Below are 20759 nucleotides of genomic sequence, written 5' to 3'. Positions count from 1 at the left end.
CGGCAACGTCTCCGTCGTCGATGGCGCGCACTATACGGACCACCTTTTGAGCTGTAAACCCCTGATCTTGAAAATATTGAAAAAAATTCACCGACGGCTTTTACAGGATGCTTCTGAAGCCTTGAAAGGACTTTTCGGAGCCTGTCTTAGCCTGAAATTTCCCGTTTCAATACGCGTATGCCAAACTAACCCGCATATAGACAAGGTGAAATTTATCTAATGGCCGATTGGCAGTCCCTCGATCCCGAGGCCGCTCGTGAAGCGGAAAAATATGAAAACCCTATCCCTAGCCGCGAACTGATCCTTCAGCACCTTGCTGATCGGGGTTCGCCTGCTAATCGCGAACAGCTGGTCGAAGAGTTTGGTCTGACCACAGAAGACCAGATCGAAGCCCTGCGTCGCCGCCTGCGCGCCATGGAGCGCGATGCCCAACTGATCTACACCCGTCGCGGCACTTATGCGCCGGTGGACAAGCTCGACCTGATCCTCGGCCGCATCAGCGGTCACCGTGATGGCTTCGGCTTCCTGGTGCCCGATGACGGCAGCGACGACCTGTTCATGAGCCCGGCGCAGATGCGCCTGGTGTTCGATGGCGACCGCGCGCTGGCCCGGGTTTCCGGTCTGGATCGCCGTGGTCGCCGCGAAGGCATGATCGTTGAAGTGGTGTCCCGTGCTCACGAGAGCATTGTCGGCCGTTACTTCGAAGAGGGCGGCATTGGTTTTGTGGTGGCGGACAACCCGAAGATCCAGCAGGAAGTGCTGGTGACCCCGGGCCGCAATGCCGGCGCCAAGATTGGCCAGTTCGTCGAGGTGAAGATCACCCACTGGCCGACTCCGCGCTTCCAGCCGCAAGGCGACGTGGTCGAGGTCGTGGGCAACTACATGGCCCCGGGCATGGAAATCGATGTTGCCTTGCGCACCTACGATATTCCTCACGTCTGGCCTGAAGCGGTACTGAAGGAAGCCGGCAAGCTCAAGCCGGAAGTCGAAGATAAGGACAAAGAGAAACGCATCGACCTGCGCGATCTGCCGTTCGTCACCATCGACGGTGAAGACGCTCGCGACTTCGACGATGCGGTCTATTGCGAAGCCAAGCCTGGCAAGCTGCGCCTGTTCGGCGGTGGCTGGAAGCTGTACGTGGCGATTGCCGACGTTTCCAGTTACGTGAAGATCGGTTCGGCGCTGGATGCCGAGGCTCAGGTACGCGGCAACTCGGTGTACTTCCCCGAGCGCGTGGTGCCGATGCTACCGGAGCAGTTGTCCAACGGCCTGTGCTCGCTGAACCCGAAAGTCGATCGTCTCGCCATGGTGTGCGAGATGACCATCTCCAAGTCCGGCGAGATGACCGACTACCAGTTCTACGAAGCGGTGATCCACTCCAAGGCGCGACTGACCTACAACAAGGTCAGTACTATCCTCGAGCAGCCGAAAACCAGCGAGGCCAAGCAACTGCGCGGCGAATACGCCGATGTTGTGCCGCACCTCAAGCAGCTTTATGCGCTGTACAAGGTGCTGCTCGGTGCTCGTCATACCCGTGGCGCCATCGATTTCGAGACCCAGGAAACCCGGATCATCTTCGGTTCCGAGCGCAAGATCGCCGAAATTCGCCCGACTACCCGCAACGATGCGCACAAGCTGATTGAGGAATGCATGCTGGCGGCCAACGTGGCCACCGCCGAATTCCTCAAGAAGCACGAAATTCCTGCGCTCTATCGCGTCCACGACGGCCCGCCGCCAGAGCGCCTGGAAAAACTGCGCGCCTTCCTCGGCGAGCTCGGCCTGTCCCTGCATAAAGGCAAGGACGGCCCGACGCCGAAGGACTACCAGGCACTGCTGGAAAGCATCAAGGATCGCCCGGATTTCCACCTGATCCAGACCGTGATGCTGCGCTCGTTGAGCCAGGCGGTGTACAGCGCTGACAATCAGGGCCACTTCGGCCTGAACTACGAAGCCTATACCCACTTCACCTCGCCGATTCGTCGTTACCCGGACCTGCTGACGCACCGGGCGATTCGCAGTGTCATCCACTCCAAGCAGAACACCCCTCACGTACGTCGTGCCGGTGCGATGACCATTCCAAAGGCGCGCATCTATCCGTACGACGAGGCGGTTCTCGAGCAGCTTGGCGAGCAGTGCTCGATGAGCGAGCGGCGTGCCGACGAAGCGACCCGCGACGTGGTGAACTGGCTCAAGTGCGAGTACATGAAGGATCGCGTGGGCGAGTCGTTCCCTGGTGTGATCACCGCGGTGACCGGTTTTGGTCTGTTCGTCGAACTGACCGATATCTATGTCGAAGGTCTGGTGCATGTCACGGCGCTGCCGGGCGATTACTACCACTTCGATCCTGTGCATCACCGCCTGGCGGGCGAGCGCACCGGTCGCAGCTTCCGCCTGGGTGACAGCGTGGAAGTGCGGGTCATGCGCGTCGACCTGGACGAGCGCAAGATCGACTTCGAGATGGCGGAAAAAACCATCAGCGCGCCGATCGGTCGCAAGAAACGCGGCGCTGTCGACGTGCCTCCGGCCAAGACTGCTGCCGAGCCAGCTCCAGCCAAGGCCGGGCGCCGTGGTCCGGCCAAGGAGAAGCCGGTCGAGGCCTACCGCTCCAGCGATGCCGCGGCGAAAAACGCCGAAGTGCGCAAGAGCCGGGAAATGAAGCAGGCGTTGCTGGCCGAAGCCAAAAGCGGTGGTAAAGCGGCGTCTGGGGGAAAGTCCGGAAAGCCGGCGTCCAGCAAACCGAGCAAACATCGTAAAGGTCCGCCGAAAGCGGGCGCAGGTCCTGCGGCGAAAAGCGGCGGGGCACGTAAACCCAAGGCCAAGTCATGAGTCAGTTGGAAAAGATCTACGGCGTGCACGCTGTGGAAGCATTGCTGCGTCACCACCCCAAGCGCGTCAAGCAGATCTGGCTGGCCGAAGGCCGCAGCGATCCGCGCGTGCAGGTGCTGGTGGACCTGGCCGGGCAGAATCGCGTGGCGGTCGGCCAGGCCGAGCGTCGTGAAATGGATGCCTGGGTCGAGGGCGTTCACCAGGGTGTCGTGGCTGAAGTAAGTCCAAGCCAGGTCTGGGGCGAGGCGATGCTCGATGAGCTGCTCGACCGTACCGAAGGCGCGCCGCTGCTGCTCGTGCTGGACGGTGTGACCGACCCGCACAACCTCGGCGCCTGCCTGCGTACCGCCGATGCGGCCGGTGCGCTGGCGGTGCTGGTGCCGAAAGACAAATCGGCGACCTTGACCCCGACCGTGCGTAAAGTGGCGTGCGGCGCTGCGGAAGTGATTCCGCTGGTGGCCGTGACCAACCTCGCGCGCACCTTGGAAAAGCTCCAGCAGCGCGGCCTGTGGGTTGTTGGCACGGCTGGTGAAGCCGAACAGGAGCTGTATGACCAGGACCTGACCGGGCCGACCATCCTGATCATGGGCGCCGAAGGCAAGGGTATGCGTCGCCTCACCCGTGAGCATTGCGATTTCCTGGTTCGCCTGCCGATGGCCGGTAGCGTCAGCAGTCTCAACGTTTCCGTGGCTACCGGCGTGTGCCTGTTCGAGGCCACGCGCCAGCGTGCGGCCAAGGCCAAGAGCACAGCCAAGAAGGTCTGAGTTTCCTCCCTCCATGCAGGTGCGAGCTTGCTCGCGATAGCGGCCCGACTGAGGTGCCGCAATCGTGAGCAGGCCCGTCCGGCAGGTTTGGCGTGCCCTGGCGGCCAATTGTTCAAATAATCACCAATTGCCTTGCGCCGCTGTTGCCCCTTCTCTACAATTGCGCCCCTTGCCGTTGCGGCAGGCGCATATGTGCCTATCTCTGGCAAGACACACAAGTGTCATTCACTCCTTGTCTGACCGCTTTTGAGCGGCAGGCTACAACCCGTAAGGAGCATTCATGCGTCATTACGAAATCATCTTTCTGGTCCACCCTGACCAGAGCGAGCAAGTCGGCGGCATGGTTGAGCGTTACACCAAGCTGATCGAAGAAGACGGCGGCAAAATCCACCGTCTGGAAGACTGGGGCCGTCGTCAACTGGCCTACGCAATCAACAATGTTCACAAGGCTCACTACGTGATGCTGAACGTTGAGTGCACCGGTAAAGCCCTGGCTGAGCTGGAAGACAACTTCCGTTACAACGATGCTGTGATCCGTAACCTGGTCATCCGTCGCGAAGAAGCCATCACTGGCCAATCCGAGATGCTCAAGGCTGAAGAGAACCGCAGTGAGCGCCGTGAGCGTCGTGACCGTCCTGAGCATTCTGACAGCGCCGATGGCGATGACAGCGATAACAGCGACGCCAGCGATAACGCTGACGAGTAATCCACGGACCTTTTGAGGAGCCAATTACATGGCACGTTTCTTCCGTCGTCGTAAATTCTGCCGCTTCACCGCTGAAGACGTGAAAGAGATCGATTACAAAGATCTCAACACCCTGAAAGCCTACGTATCCGAGACCGGCAAAATCGTTCCAAGCCGTATCACCGGTACCAAAGCTCGTTATCAGCGTCAGCTGGCCACCGCTATCAAGCGCGCCCGCTTCCTGGCCCTGCTGGCCTACACCGACAGCCACGGCCGCTGAGACCGGGCAGTCGACAAGTAGTAAGGGATTGAATGCATGCGCGCCTTAGCTGAGTTCATCATGCGCGGCCGTATGCAGGCCACTCTGGTAGTGGCCGGATGTGCGGCATTGCCGTTGTTGTATTGGTTGGGTGCTGCTGCGGGAAGCCTGGTGCTCCTGCGGCGCGGTTTGAGCGACGCCCTTGGTGTCCTCGCCCTGGGATTGCTGCCGGCACTGTTCTGGTGGCTGTATTCCGGCGATCCACGCGCACTCATGGTGCTGCTGGGGTCTTCGGGCCTTGCGTTGGTTTTGCGCGCAAGCGAATCCTGGAACCGTGTGCTGCTGGTCAGCATAGCGCTGGGCCTGGTGTTTGCTGGAGTGCTGGGTGTGGCTTACCGCCCCCAGATCGAGATGCTCTCGCAGGAGTTGGTAAAAATCCTGCCGCTGGCCCTCGGTGATCTCTACCAGCAGTTGTCGGTTGAAGAGCAGGCTCGTCTTGCCTCACTGATTGCACCGGTCCTGACCGGCCTGATAGCGGCTTTGTTGCAGGTCGTCAGTGTGCTGAGCCTGATTGTCGGGCGCTACTGGCAGGCGTTGTTGTACAACCCGGGTGGTTTTGGGCGCGAGTTTCGCGCTATCAAGCTCCCGCTGGGACTGGCGATGTTGCTGCTGGCCTGCATGCTGCTGGGACCGAATCTCGGTCCACAGATGGCGATGCTGACGCCGTTGTGCAGCGTACCGCTGGTGTTCGCCGGGCTGGCCCTGATTCACGGGCTGGTGGCGCAAGGGCGACTGGCCAGGTTCTGGCTGGTGGGGTTGTACGTAACGCTGTTGCTGTTTATGCAGCTGATCTATCCGTTGCTCGTGGTGTTGGCCATAGTCGACAGCCTGATTGATTTTCGCGGTCGTTCGGCGCCGAAAGACGCTGATAACGGCTCTGCGAACGGTGAAGGTTAAAAGTTAAGAGGTTATTACCAAATGGAACTGATCCTGCTGGAAAAAATCGCCAACCTGGGCAACCTGGGCGATAAGGTAAACGTTAAGGCTGGTTACGGCCGTAACTACCTGCTGCCTTTCGGCAAAGCCACCGCTGCTACCGCTGCCAACCTGGCTGCGTTCGAAGCGCGTCGTGCCGAGCTGGAAAAACTGGCTGCAGAGAAAAAGGCTTCTGCCGAAACTCGCGCTGCCCAACTGGCTGAGCTGGAAGTGACTATCACTGCCACCGCTGGTGACGAAGGCAAGCTGTTCGGTTCGATCGGCACCCACGACATCGCTGATGCACTGACCGCCTCCGGCGTTGAAGTGGCAAAAAGCGAAGTTCGTCTGCCGAACGGCACCATCCGCAACGTAGGTGAATTCGACGTAGCCGTGCACCTGCACGCCGAAGTTGAAGCCACCGTGCGCGTTGTCGTGGTAGCAGCTTAAGCAGTACTTGTCGGCTGGCACCCTCGGGAGCTAGCCGGTAACATCGGGCACGATCCTGTTTACAGGTCGTGCCCTTTGTCTTTCTGTACCCTCAGTTTTTCAAACCCCTGCTTTTCCTAAAAAACCAAGTGGCCATGAACGATATCTCCGCTCCCGAGCAATACGATCTGCAAACCGCTGCCCTGAAGGTGCCGCCACATTCCATCGAGGCCGAACAGGCCGTGCTCGGTGGTCTGATGCTGGACAACAACGCCTGGGAGCGGGTGCTCGATCAAGTCTCCGACGGCGACTTCTATCGGCATGACCACCGTTTGATTTTCCGCGCGATCGCCAAACTGGCCGATCAGAACATGCCGATCGACGTCGTGACCCTGTCCGAACAGCTGGACAAGGAAGGCCAGACGTCCCAGGTCGGCGGCCTGGGGTACCTGGGCGAACTGGCGAAGAACACGCCGTCGGTGGCCAACATCAAGGCCTATGCGCAGATCGTTCGCCAGCGCGCCACCCTGCGCCAGTTGATCGGCATCAGCACCGAGATCGCCGACAGCGCCTTCAACCCCGAAGGCCGCACCGCCGAAGAGATCCTCGACGAAGCCGAGCGGCAGATCTTCCAGATCGCCGAGGCGCGTCCGAAGACCGGCGGCCCGGTGGGTGTCAACGAGTTGCTGACCAAGGCCATCGACCGCATCGACACCTTGTTCAACACCGACAACGCCATCACCGGCCTTTCCACCGGCTACACCGACCTTGACGAGAAGACCAGCGGCCTGCAGCCAGCCGACCTGATCATCGTCGCCGGCCGTCCGTCCATGGGTAAGACCACCTTTGCCATGAACCTGGTGGAAAACGCCGTGCTGCGCAGCGACAAGGCGGTGCTGGTGTACTCCCTCGAGATGCCAGGCGAATCGCTGATCATGCGTATGCTGTCGTCCCTCGGCCGTATCGACCAGACCAAAGTGCGTTCCGGCCAGCTGGAAGACGACGACTGGCCGCGCCTGACCTCGGCGGTCAACCTGCTCAATGATCGCAAGCTGTTCATCGACGACACCGCGGGTATCAGCCCCTCGGAAATGCGCGCGCGGACCCGCCGTCTGGTGCGTGAGCACGGCGACATCGCCCTGATCATGATCGACTACCTGCAGTTGATGCAGATCCCAGGTTCCAGTGGCGACAACCGAACCAACGAGATTTCCGAGATCTCCCGTTCCCTCAAGGCCCTGGCCAAGGAATTCAACTGCCCGGTAGTGGCCCTGTCCCAGCTCAACCGCTCCCTCGAGCAGCGTCCGAACAAGCGCCCGGTGAACTCCGACTTGCGGGAATCCGGAGCGATCGAGCAGGACGCCGACGTCATCATGTTCGTGTACCGGGACGAGGTGTATCACCCCGAGACCGAGCACAAGGGCATTGCCGAAATCATCATCGGCAAGCAGCGGAACGGCCCGATCGGCTTTATCCGCCTGGCGTTCATCGGCAAGTACACCCGCTTCGAGAACCTCGCGCCGGGCAGCTACAACTTCGACGACGACGAGTAAGGCCCGGCCTCTCGAGCGCAGGCAAGCCTCCAAGGTCATCGTGTTCCTGGGAGCGAGGTTTGCCCGCGATAAACGCCCCACCGATTTCCGACCATGGTCGTCGGAATTGGTCATTTTTTGTGCTATATTCCGCGCCCGCGAATTTCTCTGTAAATAAACGCGCCCTTATCTACACCTATACCGGTCATCGACATGCAAGCAGCCAAGCCGTTATTTGACTATCCCAAGTACTGGGCCGAATGTTTCGGGCCGGCGCCGTTCCTGCCGATGAGCAGGGCGGAGATGGATCAGCTCGGCTGGGATTCCTGCGACATCATCATCGTCACTGGTGATGCCTACGTCGATCACCCGTCGTTCGGCATGGCGATCATCGGCCGGCTGCTGGAGTCCCAGGGCTTCCGCGTCGGGATCATTGCCCAGCCGAACTGGCAGTCCAAAGACGACTTCATGAAGCTCGGCGAGCCGAACCTGTTCTTCGGCGTCGCGGCCGGCAACATGGATTCGATGATCAACCGCTACACCGCGGACAAGAAAATCCGTTCCGACGACGCCTACACCCCCGGTGGCCTGGCGGGCAAGCGTCCGGACCGCGCCAGCCTGGTCTACAGCCAGCGCTGCAAGGAAGCCTACAAGCACGTGCCGATCGTCCTGGGCGGCATCGAAGCCTCCTTGCGCCGCATCGCCCACTACGACTACTGGCAGGACCGGGTGCGCAACTCGATCCTGATCGACGCCAGCGCCGACATCCTGCTCTACGGCAACGCCGAGCGGGCGATTGTTGAAGTTGCCCAGCGCCTGTCCTACGGGCACAAGATCGAAGACATCACCGATGTGCGCGGCACCGCGTTCATTCGCCGTGACACGCCGCAGGGCTGGTACGAAGTGGACTCCACGCGTATCGACCGTCCGGGCAAGATCGACAAGATCATCAACCCCTACGTCAACACCCAGGACACCGCCGCCTGCGCCATCGAGCAAGAGAAGGGGCCGGTGGAAGACCCTCAGGAAGCCAAGGTCGTGCAGATCCTGGCCAGCCCGAAGATGACCCGGGACAAGACCGTGATCCGCCTGCCGTCGATGGAAAAGGTGCGTAACGATCCGGTGCTCTACGCCCACGCCAACCGCGTGCTGCATCTGGAAACCAACCCGGGCAACGCCCGTGCGCTGGTGCAGAAGCATGGCGAGATCGACGTCTGGTTCAACCCGCCACCCATCCCGATGACCACCGAAGAGATGGACTACGTGTTCGGCATGCCGTATCAGCGCATCCCGCACCCGGCGTACGGCAAGGAGAAGATCCCGGCCTACGACATGATCCGTTTCTCGGTGAACATCATGCGGGGCTGCTTTGGCGGCTGCACCTTCTGCTCGATCACCGAGCACGAAGGGCGGATCATCCAGAACCGTTCCGAAGAGTCGATCATTCGCGAGATCGAAGAGATTCGCGACAAGGTTCCAGGTTTTACCGGGGTCATCTCCGACCTCGGCGGCCCGACCGCGAACATGTACCGCATCGCCTGCAAGAGCCCGGAAATCGAATCCGCGTGCCGCAAGCCGTCCTGCGTGTTCCCTGGCATCTGCCCGAACCTGAACACCGATCACTCGTCGCTGATCCAGCTGTATCGCAGCGCCCGCGCCTTGCCGGGGGTGAAGAAGATCCTGATCGCTTCCGGCCTGCGCTACGACCTCGCGGTCGAGTCGCCGGAGTACGTCAAGGAACTGGTGACTCACCACGTCGGTGGCTACCTGAAGATCGCCCCGGAACACACCGAGGAAGGTCCGCTCAACCAGATGATGAAACCGGGCATCGGTACCTACGACCGGTTCAAGCGGATGTTCGAGAAGTACTCCAAGGAAGCAGGCAAGGAGCAGTACCTGATTCCTTACTTCATCGCCGCGCACCCGGGCACCACCGACGAAGACATGATGAACCTGGCCCTGTGGCTCAAGGGCAACGGTTTCCGCGCCGACCAGGTGCAAGCGTTCTACCCGTCGCCGATGGCCACCGCCACCGCCATGTACCACTCGGGCAAGAACCCGCTGCGCAAGGTCACCTACAAGAGTGACGGGGTGACCATCGTCAAGAGCGAGGAGCAGCGGCGCCTGCACAAGGCGTTCCTGCGTTACCACGATCCGAAAGGCTGGCCGATGCTGCGTGAAGCACTGACCCGCATGGGCCGCGCCGACCTGATCGGGCCGGGCAAGCACCAGCTGATTCCGCTGCATCAGCCGGCTACCGACAGCTACCAGAGCGCCCGTCGCAAGAACTCGACGCCGGCTGGCAGCCACAAAGTGGCCAAGGAAACCACCCGGATCCTCACCCAGCACACCGGCCTGCCACCGCGTGGCAGCGACGGCGGCAACCCGTGGGACAAGCGCGAACAGGCCAAGGCCGCCGCGATGGCCCGCAACAAGCAGGCCGCCAAGGAACGCACGGATGCGGCCAAGGGCAAAGGCAAGAAGCCGACCCGCAAACCGGTCGTGCCCCGCTAAGGCAGCTGCTGTGCAGACACAACGCCAACCCCAGGGTTGGCGTTGTGCATTTCGCCGTTCGGGTTTGTTAAGGTGCGCCCCAGGATTGGCATCGACTCAAGGAAGAGCAGCGTGTTACGTCGCAGGAAAACCCCGCAACAACAGCAGATCGAAGACAAGCTGCTGCGCCTCAAGACCGCCGAATGGCTTGCCTGGCAGCCCTATGTGCGGCGCTTCGGGGTGATTCATATCGCAGTGATGATGACGACGATCTTCAGCGTCTCGCTGACCGCCGCGCAGGTGCCCCATCTGTATTTTCCCCGGGACTTCCAGGTCGCCAACTACGCCGCGATGGCCATGCTGGGCGTTGGCCTGCTGATGAGCCTGTGTTTCCTGCTGGTGATCCGCGGCTACCCGCGCGGGGCCTGGGCCTTGTTCGGCGCATTGGTGTTCTGCCTGGCGTGCGCGCTGCTGGTCCTGCTGGATTCCCGCCAGCGCCTTTTCCCGGCCTTTGTCCTGTGCATCCCCCTGACCGGCCTGTACCTGATGAGCACCCGGCGCTACCAGCGCGGGCTCAAGGTGCTGCAAGTGGCGGCGCGCAAACGCCGGCGCCTGCAGCGACTGGAAGCCGGCCTGAAGCGGGTGCGCTGACCGCCGGTTACATCCTGTCGCCACATTTATGTGCAACCCTGCGCACGCTAAAGCACGCGCCGCTCGCTTTTGGTGCTGTACTGCCCACAGCAGTCGGGGAAAGCGCCGGGACTGGTGCCCTGGCATAAGTCTTGCGCGCTCTCGTGTACGTCCAGGTCCGCAGGAGGCACGCCGTGTCGATCCATGTCGCATTGCACCATGTCACGCATTACCGCTACGACCGCGCGGTCGAACTCGGCCCACAGATTGTTCGCCTGCGTCCGGCGGCCCATAGCCGCACGCGGATTCTCTCCTATGCGCTGAAGGTCCAGCCCGAGCAGCACTTCATCAATTGGCAGCAGGACCCCCAGGGCAACTACCTGGCGCGCCTGGTCTTCCCGGAAAAGACCGACGAGCTGCGCATCGAAGTCGATCTGCTGGCGGAGATGGCGGTGTTCAATCCGTTCGACTTCTTCCTCGAACCCTATGCAGAGAAGATTCCCTTCGCCTACGCCGCCGATGAGCAGCGGGAACTGGCGCCTTACCTGGAAACCCTGCCGCTGACACCGAAGTTCAAGGCTTACCTTGAGGGCATCGACCGCACGCCGATGCCGGCGGTGGATTTCCTGGTGGGCATGAACCAGCGTCTGAGCGAAGACATCGGCTACCTGATCCGCATGGAGCCGGGCGTGCAGACGCCCGAGCAGACCCTGGACAAGGCTTCCGGCTCCTGCCGCGACTCCGCCTGGCTGTTGGTGCAGCTGCTACGCAACCTGGGGCTGGCGGCGCGGTTTGTTTCCGGCTACCTGATCCAGCTGACCGCCGACGTCAAATCCCTCGACGGCCCGTCCGGCACCGAGGTGGATTTCACCGACCTGCATGCCTGGTGCGAGGTGTACCTGCCCGGCGCCGGCTGGATTGGCCTGGACGCCACCTCCGGGCTGTTTGCCGGGGAAGGCCATATCCCGTTGGCCTGCAGCCCCGATCCGTCCTCGGCGGCGCCGATCAGCGGCCTGGTGGAGCCTTGCGAATGCGAGTTCAGCCACCAGATGTCGGTGGAGCGGGTCTGGGAAGCGCCGCGGGTCACCAAGCCCTACACCGAAGAGCAATGGCTGGCGATCCAGGCCCTGGGCCGACAGATCGATGCCGATCTGTTGGAAGGCGACGTGCGCCTGACCATGGGCGGCGAACCGACCTTCGTTTCGATCGACGACCCGGATGGCGCCGAATGGAACACCGCGGCCCTCGGACCGAACAAGCGCCGGCTGTCCGCCGAGCTGTTCCAGCGCATGCGCAACCACTACGCGCCCAAGGGCCTGGTGCATTTCGGCCAGGGCAAGTGGTACCCGGGCGAGCAACTGCCGCGCTGGTCGCTGAACTGCTACTGGCGCCGCGATGGCGTGCCGATCTGGCACAACGCCGCGCTGATTGCCGACGAACACGAAGACTACGGCGCCGACAGCGAACTGGCCGGGCGTTTCCTGGCCAGCGTCGCCGAACGCCTGAAGCTGCCGCCGCGCTTCGTGTTCCCGGCCTATGAAGACAATTTCTATTACCTGTGGCGCGAAGGTACCTTGCCGCAGAACGTGACTGCCGAGGATTCACGGCTGGCGGACGAACTGGAGCGCGCGCGCCTGCGCAAGGTCTTCAGCCAGGGCCTGGACAAGGTCATCGGCCAGGTCCTGCCGCTGGCCCGCACGGCCAAGGGCGACCAGTGGCAGAGCGGCCGTTGGTACCTGCGCGACAGCCATTGCCGGCTGGTCCCGGGGGATTCGCCTCTGGGTTATCGCCTGCCGCTGGCGTCCCAGCCCTGGGTGACGGCGGCGGAATACCCCTATGTGCACCCCACCGACCCGAACCAGGAGCTGCCCGAGCTGCCGGACAGCGCGCAACTGCGTGAACATGGCGAGGCGGCCGAGGCCGATGAGCGGGTGCCGCAGATCGACCAGTCCGCCGACTGGCTGACCCGCACCGCGTTCTGTGCCGAGGCGCGGGGTGGGCGGTTGTACCTGTTCATGCCGCCCCTGGAGCGCCTGGAGGATTACTTGGAGCTGGTCAGCGCCATCGAGGCCACCGCCGAGGAGCTGCATTGCCCGGTGCTGCTGGAGGGCTACGAGCCGCCGAGCGATCCACGGCTGAGCAACTTCCGCGTCACCCCCGATCCGGGCGTGATCGAGGTCAACGTGCAGCCGTCCGCCAGTTGGGACGAGCTGGTGGAGCGCACCGAATTCCTCTACGAGGAAGCCCGGCAGACCCGCCTGACCACCGAGAAATTCATGATCGATGGGCGCCACACCGGCACCGGCGGCGGCAACCACTTCGTGCTGGGCGGCGCGACGCCGGCGGATTCGCCGTTCCTGCGCCGGCCGGATCTGTTGCGCAGCCTGATCAGCTATTGGCACAACCATCCGTCGTTGTCCTATCTGTTCTCCGGGCTGTTCATCGGCCCGACCTCCCAGGCGCCGCGGGTCGACGAGGCACGCAACGATGCCTTGTACGAGCTGGAAATCGCCTTCGCACAGATGCCCGAACCGGGCGAGGAGTGCCCGCCGTGGCTGGTCGACCGGCTGCTGCGCAACCTGCTGATCGACGTTACCGGCAACACCCACCGCGCCGAGTTCTGCATCGACAAGCTGTACTCGCCGGACGGCGCCACCGGGCGCCTGGGCCTGCTGGAACTGCGCGCCTTTGAAATGCCGCCCCATGCGCGCATGAGCCTGGCCCAGCAACTGTTGCTGCGGGCCTTGGTCGCGCGCTTCTGGCGCGAGCCCTATGCGCCAGCCAAGCTGGCGCGCTGGGGTACCGAGCTGCACGACCGCTTCCTGTTGCCGCACTTTATCGAGCAGGACTTCGCCGACGTCATAGTCGAGCTCAACGCCGCCGGCTATCCGCTGCGCGCCGAGTGGTTCGCCGCGCACCTGGAGTTCCGTTTCCCCAAGGTCGGCGATTACGCGGTTGGCGGGGTCGAGCTGGAACTGCGCCAGGCCCTGGAGCCTTGGCATGTGCTGGGGGAGGAGGGCTCCGGTGGCGGCACGGTGCGTTATGTCGATTCGTCGCTGGAGCGTCTGCAAGTCAAGCTCACCGGGTTGGCGCCGCAGCGCTACCTGTTGACCTGCAACGGCGTCGCGGTGCCGCTGCAGCCTACCGGGCGGGTCGGGGAGTTTGTCGCTGGGGTGCGCTATCGGGCCTGGCAGCCCTTCAACTGCCTGCAACCGACCATCCCGGTGCACGCGCCCCTGGTGTTCGACCTGCTCGACACCTGGATGCAGCGCTCCCTGGGCGGTTGCCAGTACCACGTAGCCCACCCGGGCGGGCGCAACTACGACAGCCTGCCGGTGAATGCCAACGAAGCCGAAAGCCGCCGCATGGCGCGCTTCTTCCGCCTGGGGCATAGCCCCGGCACCTTGTCGGTGCCGAGCCTGACGATCAACGACGAGTTGCCGATGACACTCGATTTGCGACGTTTCTAAAGCAGACGCGACGCCCGGATGTTTCGCATATCCGGGCGTCATGTGTCTGCGTTAATCTGACTTACCTTGCCGTCTGCCGAGTTCTCCATGCCTGACCTGCTTGACCACTACCCGCTGACGGCGGGTACCTACCACGAACTGCTCGACGCCAGCGGCGCGGTACGCCCGCACTGGCGCCGGTTGTTCGACCAGTTGCAGCGCAGCACGCCGGCGCAGTTGATGCAGCGCCAGGCCCTGCTGACCCGACAGATCCAGGAAAACGGCGTCACCTACAACGTCTATGCCGATCCCAAGGGCGCCGACCGGCCGTGGGAGCTGGACCTGTTGCCCCATGTGATCGCCGCCGATGAATGGCAGCAGCTGTCCGCCGGGATCGCCCAGCGGGCGCGTTTGCTCAATGCGGTACTGGCCGACCTGTATGGCCCCCAGCGGCTGATCAGCGAAGGCCTGCTGCCGGCCGAACTGGTGTTCGGTCATAACAACTTCCTCTGGCCGTGCCAGGGCATCCAGCCGCCGGACGGCGCTTTCCTGCACCTGTACGCGGTCGACCTGGCGCGCACCCCGGACGGGCGCTGGTGGGTCACCGCCGACCGTACCCAGGCGCCCTCCGGTGCCGGCTACGCCCTGGAAAACCGCATGATCGTGTCCCGGGCCTTTCCGGACCTGTACCGCGACCTGCAGGTACAGCACCTGGCCGGCTTCTTCCGCACCCTGCAGGAAACCCTGGCCCGCCAGGCGCCCCGGGACGACGAAGCGCCACTGATCGTGCTGCTGACCCCGGGACGTTTCAACGAAAGCTATTTCGAGCACCTGTACCTGGCGCGCCAGCTTGGTTATCCGCTGGTGGAGGGCGGCGACCTGACGGTGCGCGACGCCACGGTCTACCTCAAGACCCTGAGCGGCCTGCGGCGGGTGCACGCGATCATGCGCCGGCTCGACGACGACTTCTGCGACCCGCTGGAACTGCGCACCGACTCGGCCCTCGGCGTGCCGGGGCTGCTGGAGGCGGTGCGGCGGGGCCGGGTGCTGGTAGCCAATGCCCTGGGCAGCGGCGTGCTGGAATCGCCAGGCCTGCTGGGTTTCCTGCCGAAGATCAGCGAGCACCTGTTTGGCGAAGAACTGATTCTGCCGTCCGTCGCCACCTGGTGGTGCGGCGAGGCGCCGGTGCTGGCCCAGGCCCTGGAAAAGCTCCCGGAGCTGCTGATCAAGCCGGCGTTCCCGTCCCAGAGCTTTGCCCCCTTGTTCGGCCGCGACCTCTGCGAGAAAGAGCGCCAGGCCCTGGCCGAGCGCATGCGGGCGCGGCCTTATGCCTATGTCGCCCAGGAACTGGCGCAGCTGTCCCAGGCGCCGGTCTGGCAGGCCGAGGACGGCCAACTGCAACCGCGGGCCATCGGCATGCGGGTGTATGCCGTGGCCAGCCGCGACGGTTACCGGGTGCTGCCGGGCGGCTTGACCCGGGTGGCCGCCGAGGCCGATGCCGAAGTGGTATCGATGCAGCGCGGCGGCGCCAGCAAGGACACCTGGGTGCTGGGCGAGCGTGCGCCCAGCGGCGAACAGTGGAAGGGCCAGCGGACCATCGGCGTGCATGAGCTGGTGCGGCGCGATCCGTACCTGCCGTCGCGGGTGGTGGAAAACCTGTTCTGGTTCGGCCGTTACTGCGAGCGTTGCGATGGCAGCGCGCGGTTGTTGCGGATCATGCTGGCGCGTTATATCGACGGCGATGACCCGCAGGCCTTGCAGGCGGCGGTCGACCTGGGCGAAAGCCTGATGTTGCTGCCGGACGAGGGGGAACTGCCCGAGCGGCTGTTGGCGGCTCTGCAGGGCGACGACTGGGCCTTCAGCCTGCGCTCCAACCTGCAGCGCCTGCAGTGGGCGGCGTCCCAGGTGCGCGGCAAGCTCTCGCGGGAAAACTGGCAGGCGCTGGTGGAGTTGCAGCGCGAAGCTCTGGCGCTGGAGGCCCGGGAGCCGGACTTCGGCGAATTGCTGGACTTCCTCAATCGCCTGGTGATGTCCCTGGCGGCGCTGTCGGGTTTTGCCCTGGACGACATGACCCGCGACGAAGGCTGGCGTTTTTTGATGATCGGCCGGCGTATCGAGCGCCTGCAGTTCCTCAGCAGCAGCCTGGCGGCCTTCCTGCGCAGCGCCACCGCGTTCGACCAGGCCGGGCTGGAGTGGCTGCTGGAGCTGGGCAACAGCAGCATCACCTACCGTTCCCGCTACCTGGCGGTGGCGCAGTTGATCCCGGTGCTCGACCTGTTGCTGCTCGATGAGCAGAACCCCCACGCGGTGCTGTTCCAGCTGAAGCTGGTGACCCGGACCCTCAATCGCTTGAACGACGAGTTCGGTGTGCCGCGCGAGGCCGGTTTGCCCAAGCTGGTGGGGCGCTTGTCGCGCTTCGACCTGGGTTGCCTGGAAAACCCGCTGTTCGGCGAAGCCAGCGTGCGTGCGGCGCTTGAAGGCCTGGCCGACCTGTTGCAGGAAATCGCCGATGCCAGCGGGCAGGTCTCCGACCGCCTGGCGCTGCGGCATTTCGCCCATGTCGACGATGTCAGCCAACAAACGGTGTCCGTCTGATGAGCGCTCATTACCAGATCTTCCACGATACCCATTACCACTACGACAGCCCGGTTTCCCTGGCCCAGCAGCTGGCGCACCTGTGGCCGCGGGCCTGCGCCTGGCAGCATTGCAGCCAGCAGGAACTGCTGATCAGCCCCGACCCCACCACCCGCCGCGACGAGCTGGATGTGTTCGGCAACCCGCTGACCCGGCTGGCGTTCGAGCGCCCCCATGACGAACTGCTGGTCAATGCGCAACTGACGGTGGAGGTGCTGGCCCGGCCTGCGCTGGATTTCACCCGCTCATTGCCCTGGGACGCCACCCGCAGTGCGCTGACCTACAGCAGCCGGCCGTTGTCCGCGGCCTTGATGGAGGCGTGTCGTTACCGCTTCGAGTCGCCCTATGTGCACTTGAAGAAGAGCTTCGTCGATTTTTCCGAAAGCTGTTTCCCTGCCGGGCGCCCGTTGTTGCTCGGGGTACAGGCGTTGATGGAGAAGATCTTCAGCGAGTTCACCTTCGATGCCGAAGCCACCCAGGTGGCGACGCCGCTGGTGGAGGTGCTGGAGCGGCGGCGCGGGGTCTGCCAGGACTTCGCCCACCTGATGCTGGCGTGTTTGCGTTCCCGCGGTTTGGCGGCGCGTTATGTCAGCGGCTACCTGCTGACCCAACCGCCACCGGGGCAGCCACGCCTGATCGGCGCGGACGCCTCCCATGCCTGGGTTTCGGTGTTCTGCCCGGTGCTCGGCTGGGTCGATTTCGACCCGACCAACAACGTGCAGCCGGCACTGGAACACATCACCCTGGCCTGGGGCCGGGACTTTTCCGACGTCTCGCCGTTGCGCGGGGTGATTCTCGGCGGCGGCAGCCACGACCCGGAAGTGCGGGTGACGGTGATGCCGCTGAATGAACGGATCTCTCTGTAGCCGCTGCCGCAGGCTGCGATAAGGTTCGCAGAACCTTCCAACGGTCAAAAAAACACGGCCGCTACGCGCCCGGGCGCAGCCTGCGGCAGCGGCTATAGGCTTTACAGGAGTCGCTTTATGTTCCCGGTATCGATCAAGGGCGTGCTGCAATCCCCCGAAGGGCTGGTGGTGCTGATGCTCAACGAGCGTGACGAGTGGGAGCTGCCCGGCGGGCGGATCGAGCTGGGGGAGACGGCGCCGCAATGCCTGGCGCGGGAGATCGAGGAAGAGCTGGACGTGCAGGTGGCGGTGGCGGAGCCGCTGGATTCGTACCTGTTCGAGGTCATCCCCGGCAAGCATGTCTTTATCTCGACCTATCGCTGCCGGCTCCTGGGCGGTTTTGTGCCGACCATCAGCCACGAGCACAAGGAAATCGGTCTGTTCGCAGCCGACCAGCTACCGGCCAACTTGCCACAGGGTTATCGCGATTCGATTGTCAAAGCGTTGGGTATCCGAGGGTCGGTAATGGATAGCCGACCCCAGATCCCGAGGGCCTGACAGGAGTATCAGGCCTGGCGGGTCTCAGGCTTTGGGGGCCTGATCGTCTACTGCATTGGCGTCGTCGACGGCCACTTCGTCTTCTGTATCCGGGCTCGGTGCGCCGGCTTCTTCAGCGGCCGCTTTCTTGCGTTGCAGCTTTTCCTCTTTCTTCTGCTCCTTTGCCAGGTCTCGCTGACGTTTGGCGAAGGAGTAATTGGGTTTAGCCATGGGCGATCCTCTGGGGTCGAAGGTGAGGTTGAGCGGCGCGTATTCTGCCTTGTATCGGGGGCCGGCGGTTAATCGGGTTTTTGCTCGGCCCATTTGGGGGCGACCGTGGGTTGCCAGGCCTCCAGCGCATCCAGCAGTTTGCGCGGCGAATCGCTCACTTGCAGCATGTCACGGTGCGGGGCGCGAACGAAGCCTTCGCCGACGATGTGATCGAGAAAACCCGTGAGTTTCTCGTAGAAGCCATTCACTTCCAGCAACCCCAGGGGCTTGGCGTGATAGCCCAGCTGGCCCCAGGTCCAGACCTCGAACAACTCTTCCAGGGTGCCCAGGCCACCCGGCAGCGCGATAAAGGCATCGCTCAGCTCGGCCATGCGTGCCTTGCGGGCGTGCATGCCGTCGACCACCTCCAGGCGCGTCAGGCCCGGATGGCCGATTTCCTTGTCCTTGAGGCTCTGGGGAATGATGCCGATGACTTCACCTCCGGCCGCCAGGGCCGCGTCGGCGACTAGGCCCATCAGGCCGACAGCGCCACCGCCATAGACCAGGGTCAGTTTGCGTTCGGCCAGATGGCGCCCGAGGGCTTCGGCGGCCTCGCGGTAGGCCGGGTTGGTGCCGGTGCTGGCACCGCAGAACACGCATACAGACGTTAAAGACATGCCTTACTCCATGGTCGGTGAGGGCCACAGAGTAATGGCTGGTCGGCCGCGCTCCAAGGGTCAATCCTCGCGGCGGGGGCTTTCATAGGTGCCGCTGGCGCCACAGGCGTAGGCGGCGAGCAGGCTGCGGAACAGGCTGTTGAGGTGCATGGCAGACACTCCGATAGTGATGTGCGCCGAGCATAGATCCGCGGCCGTTGGCTGGCTGTTTGATTCTCTCGATCAAGCCGATAGCGCAAAGTTGTATACAATTTCTTGATTTGAATCATAGGAACTTGTGAAAAATTCAGGCAGTCTTCACCCTCATGGATTCAGATGGATTTTGTTAACCCTGCCTTGGAGATTCACCATGTTTGCCAAACTCGTTGCGGTATCCCTGTTGACACTGGCCAGCAGCCAGCTGATGGCCGCCGAATGCAAGGTCGATGTCGACTCTACCGACCAGATGTCCTTCAACACGAAGGAAATCACCATCGACAAGAGCTGCAAGACCTTCACCGTGAACCTGACCCATTCCGGCAGCCTGCCGAAGAACGTCATGGGCCATAACTGGGTGCTGAGCAAAAGCGCGGACATGGCCGGCATCGCGACCGACGGCATGGCTGCCGGCATCGACAAGGACTACCTGAAGCCAGGCGACAGCCGCGTCATCGCCCACACCAAGATCATCGGCTCTGGCGAAAAAGACTCGGTGACTTTCGACGTGTCGAAGCTGACCGCGGGCGAAAGCTACGAGTTCTTCTGCTCGTTCCCGGGCCACAACTCGATGATGAAAGGCGCCGTGGTGCTGAAGTGATCGGTTGATTCCGAGTGAAAAAAAGCGCCCTTCGGGGCGCTTTTTTGTGGGCGGGCGGTTGCGGGCAAGCCTGGCTCCCACAAGCTTTTGCAGGAGCGAAGCTTGCTCGCGATAACGCCAGCCCGGCCAACACACAACAAAAAGCCCGCCGAGGATTTCCCGCGGCGGGCTTTTGCGTCACCTCATCACCTCAAGGCGCGAACGGCATCACACGTTTGTGATGGGTCTTGTTGTAAGTGTTGCAGATGATCTTGAACGCTTCCTCGCGTACCGGCTGGCCGTGGAGGAAGGCGTCGATCTCGGCGTAGGTCACGCCGTGGGAGGCTTCATCCGGCTTGCCGGGAGACAGGTCTTCGAGGTCGGCGGTAGGGATCTTCTCCACCAGCGACTCCGGCGCGCCGAAATGCCGGGCAACGGCGCGCACCTGGTTCTTCACCAGCCCGCTCAGCGGCGCCAGGTCGCAGGCGCCGTCGCCGAACTTGGTGAAGAAGCCCATCACCGCTTCGGCGGCGTGGTCGGTGCCGATCACCAGGCCGTGGGCGGCACCGGCGATGGTGTACTGCGCGACCATGCGCATGCGCGCCTTGGTATTGCCGAGCACGAAGTCCCGGGTTACCGCCTGATGGCCTTCGAAGGCCGCCACTTCATTGGCCAGGGACTTGACCGCCGGCCCGATGTTCACAGTGTGGCGCTCGTCGGGTTCGATGAAGTCCACCGAGGCCTGGGCATCGTGCTCGTCGAACTGCACGTCGTACGGCAGGCGCACGGCGATGAAACGATAGCCCTGGTCGCCGCTGCTGGCGCGCAGTTCGCGCACCGCCCGCTGGGCCAGCAGGCCCGCGGTCAGGGAGTCGACGCCACCGCTGATGCCCAGTACCAGGGTCTTGAGCCCGGAATTGAGCAGGCATTGCTGGATGAACGCGACCCGCCGGGCGACTTCTGCCTCGAGATCGGCCTGGTCCTTGAAAGGGGGTTGGACCTTGAGCTGTTCAGCAATCTCACGCTGTACGGCTTGCAT

General features: G+C 63.1%; 17 protein-coding genes. 14 read left to right on the top strand and 3 right to left on the bottom strand.

Features of this window, described 5'->3' with window-relative positions; translation table 11 throughout:
• Nucleotides 1–219: 219 nt before the first annotated feature.
• The 13 genes from rnr to NRG23_RS16325 all read left to right on the top strand — a co-directional run bounded on the left by rnr (nt 220) and on the right by NRG23_RS16325 (nt 18079).
• Nucleotides 220–2826 (top strand): ribonuclease R, encoded by a 2607-nt coding sequence (gene rnr / locus NRG23_RS16385; RefSeq protein ID WP_009046696.1) that lies wholly within the window; start codon nt 220–222, stop codon nt 2824–2826.
• Entirely contained in the window at nt 2823–3590 is a 768-nt protein-coding gene (rlmB, locus tag NRG23_RS16380; RefSeq protein ID WP_257371420.1) for a 23S rRNA (guanosine(2251)-2'-O)-methyltransferase RlmB, read from the top strand. The genes rnr and rlmB overlap by 4 nt, the downstream gene beginning before the upstream one ends.
• Nucleotides 3591–3870: 280 nt before the next feature.
• A complete protein-coding gene (rpsF, locus tag NRG23_RS16375) occupies nt 3871–4296 on the top strand; it encodes a 30S ribosomal protein S6 (RefSeq protein ID WP_007921481.1) in 426 nt (141 codons plus the stop codon).
• 28 nt (nt 4297–4324) lie between these two features.
• Nucleotides 4325–4555 carry a 30S ribosomal protein S18 gene (rpsR, locus tag NRG23_RS16370; RefSeq protein ID WP_002551829.1) on the top strand — a complete coding sequence of 77 codons (231 nt, stop codon included), beginning with the start codon at nt 4325–4327 and terminating at the stop codon, nt 4553–4555.
• 36 nt (nt 4556–4591) lie between these two features.
• Nucleotides 4592–5491: a hypothetical protein gene (locus tag NRG23_RS16365; protein ID WP_009046698.1), complete on the top strand. Its 900-nt coding sequence runs from the start codon at nt 4592–4594 to the stop codon at nt 5489–5491.
• Between the two features lie 21 nt (nt 5492–5512).
• The gene (gene rplI, locus NRG23_RS16360) at nt 5513–5959 is read left to right on the top strand and encodes a 50S ribosomal protein L9 (protein ID WP_007921484.1); all 447 of its coding nucleotides are present in this window, start codon (nt 5513–5515) and stop codon (nt 5957–5959) included.
• 134 nt (nt 5960–6093) lie between these two features.
• Nucleotides 6094–7491, top strand: a complete 1398-nt coding sequence (dnaB, locus tag NRG23_RS16355; protein WP_007921486.1) for a replicative DNA helicase — start codon at nt 6094–6096, stop codon at nt 7489–7491.
• Nucleotides 7492–7683: 192 nt separating this feature from the next.
• On the top strand, nt 7684–9984 hold the full coding sequence (locus NRG23_RS16350) for a YgiQ family radical SAM protein (RefSeq protein WP_009046699.1): 2301 nt from the start codon (nt 7684–7686) through the stop codon (nt 9982–9984).
• Between the two features lie 111 nt (nt 9985–10095).
• Complete coding sequence (locus NRG23_RS16345; protein ID WP_038630469.1) at nt 10096–10614, top strand: hypothetical protein; 519 nt, start codon at nt 10096–10098, stop codon at nt 10612–10614.
• A 173-nt stretch (nt 10615–10787) separates the two neighbouring features.
• Nucleotides 10788–14063, top strand: coding sequence for a DUF2126 domain-containing protein (locus tag NRG23_RS16340; protein WP_028683731.1), 3276 nt, complete (start codon nt 10788–10790; stop codon nt 14061–14063).
• A gap of 87 nt (nt 14064–14150) precedes the next feature.
• Nucleotides 14151–16637, top strand: a complete 2487-nt coding sequence (locus tag NRG23_RS16335) for a circularly permuted type 2 ATP-grasp protein (protein WP_028683730.1) — start codon at nt 14151–14153, stop codon at nt 16635–16637.
• Nucleotides 16637–17542 (top strand): transglutaminase family protein, encoded by a 906-nt coding sequence (locus NRG23_RS16330; RefSeq protein ID WP_038630470.1) that lies wholly within the window; start codon nt 16637–16639, stop codon nt 17540–17542. The genes NRG23_RS16335 and NRG23_RS16330 overlap by 1 nt, the downstream gene beginning before the upstream one ends.
• A gap of 117 nt (nt 17543–17659) precedes the next feature.
• Entirely contained in the window at nt 17660–18079 is a 420-nt protein-coding gene (locus NRG23_RS16325) for an NUDIX domain-containing protein (RefSeq protein WP_053268103.1), read from the top strand.
• Between the two features lie 24 nt (nt 18080–18103).
• Here NRG23_RS16325 and NRG23_RS16320 read toward each other — a convergent pair whose 3' ends face one another.
• Entirely contained in the window at nt 18104–18289 is a 186-nt protein-coding gene (locus NRG23_RS16320) for a hypothetical protein (protein WP_009046705.1), read from the bottom strand.
• Between the two features lie 68 nt (nt 18290–18357).
• Nucleotides 18358–18945: a TIGR00730 family Rossman fold protein gene (locus tag NRG23_RS16315; RefSeq protein WP_009046706.1), complete on the bottom strand. Its 588-nt coding sequence runs from the start codon at nt 18943–18945 to the stop codon at nt 18358–18360.
• A 349-nt stretch (nt 18946–19294) separates the two neighbouring features.
• On the opposite strand from NRG23_RS16315, the gene azu reads away from it, so the two are divergent.
• Nucleotides 19295–19741, top strand: a complete 447-nt coding sequence (gene azu / locus NRG23_RS16310; RefSeq protein ID WP_009046707.1) for an azurin — start codon at nt 19295–19297, stop codon at nt 19739–19741.
• Between the two features lie 190 nt (nt 19742–19931).
• On the opposite strand, the gene nadE is transcribed toward azu, so the two are convergent.
• Nucleotides 19932–20759 (bottom strand): ammonia-dependent NAD(+) synthetase, encoded by an 828-nt coding sequence (nadE, locus tag NRG23_RS16305; protein WP_016704116.1) that lies wholly within the window; start codon nt 20757–20759, stop codon nt 19932–19934.

Source organism: Pseudomonas sp. T8 (assembly GCF_024610635.1).
GTDB classification, from domain to species: domain Bacteria; phylum Pseudomonadota; class Gammaproteobacteria; order Pseudomonadales; family Pseudomonadaceae; genus Aquipseudomonas; species Aquipseudomonas chlororaphis_I.
The sequence above is the reverse complement of the archived record's forward strand: the minus strand, read 5'-3'. Positions and strand labels throughout refer to the sequence as shown.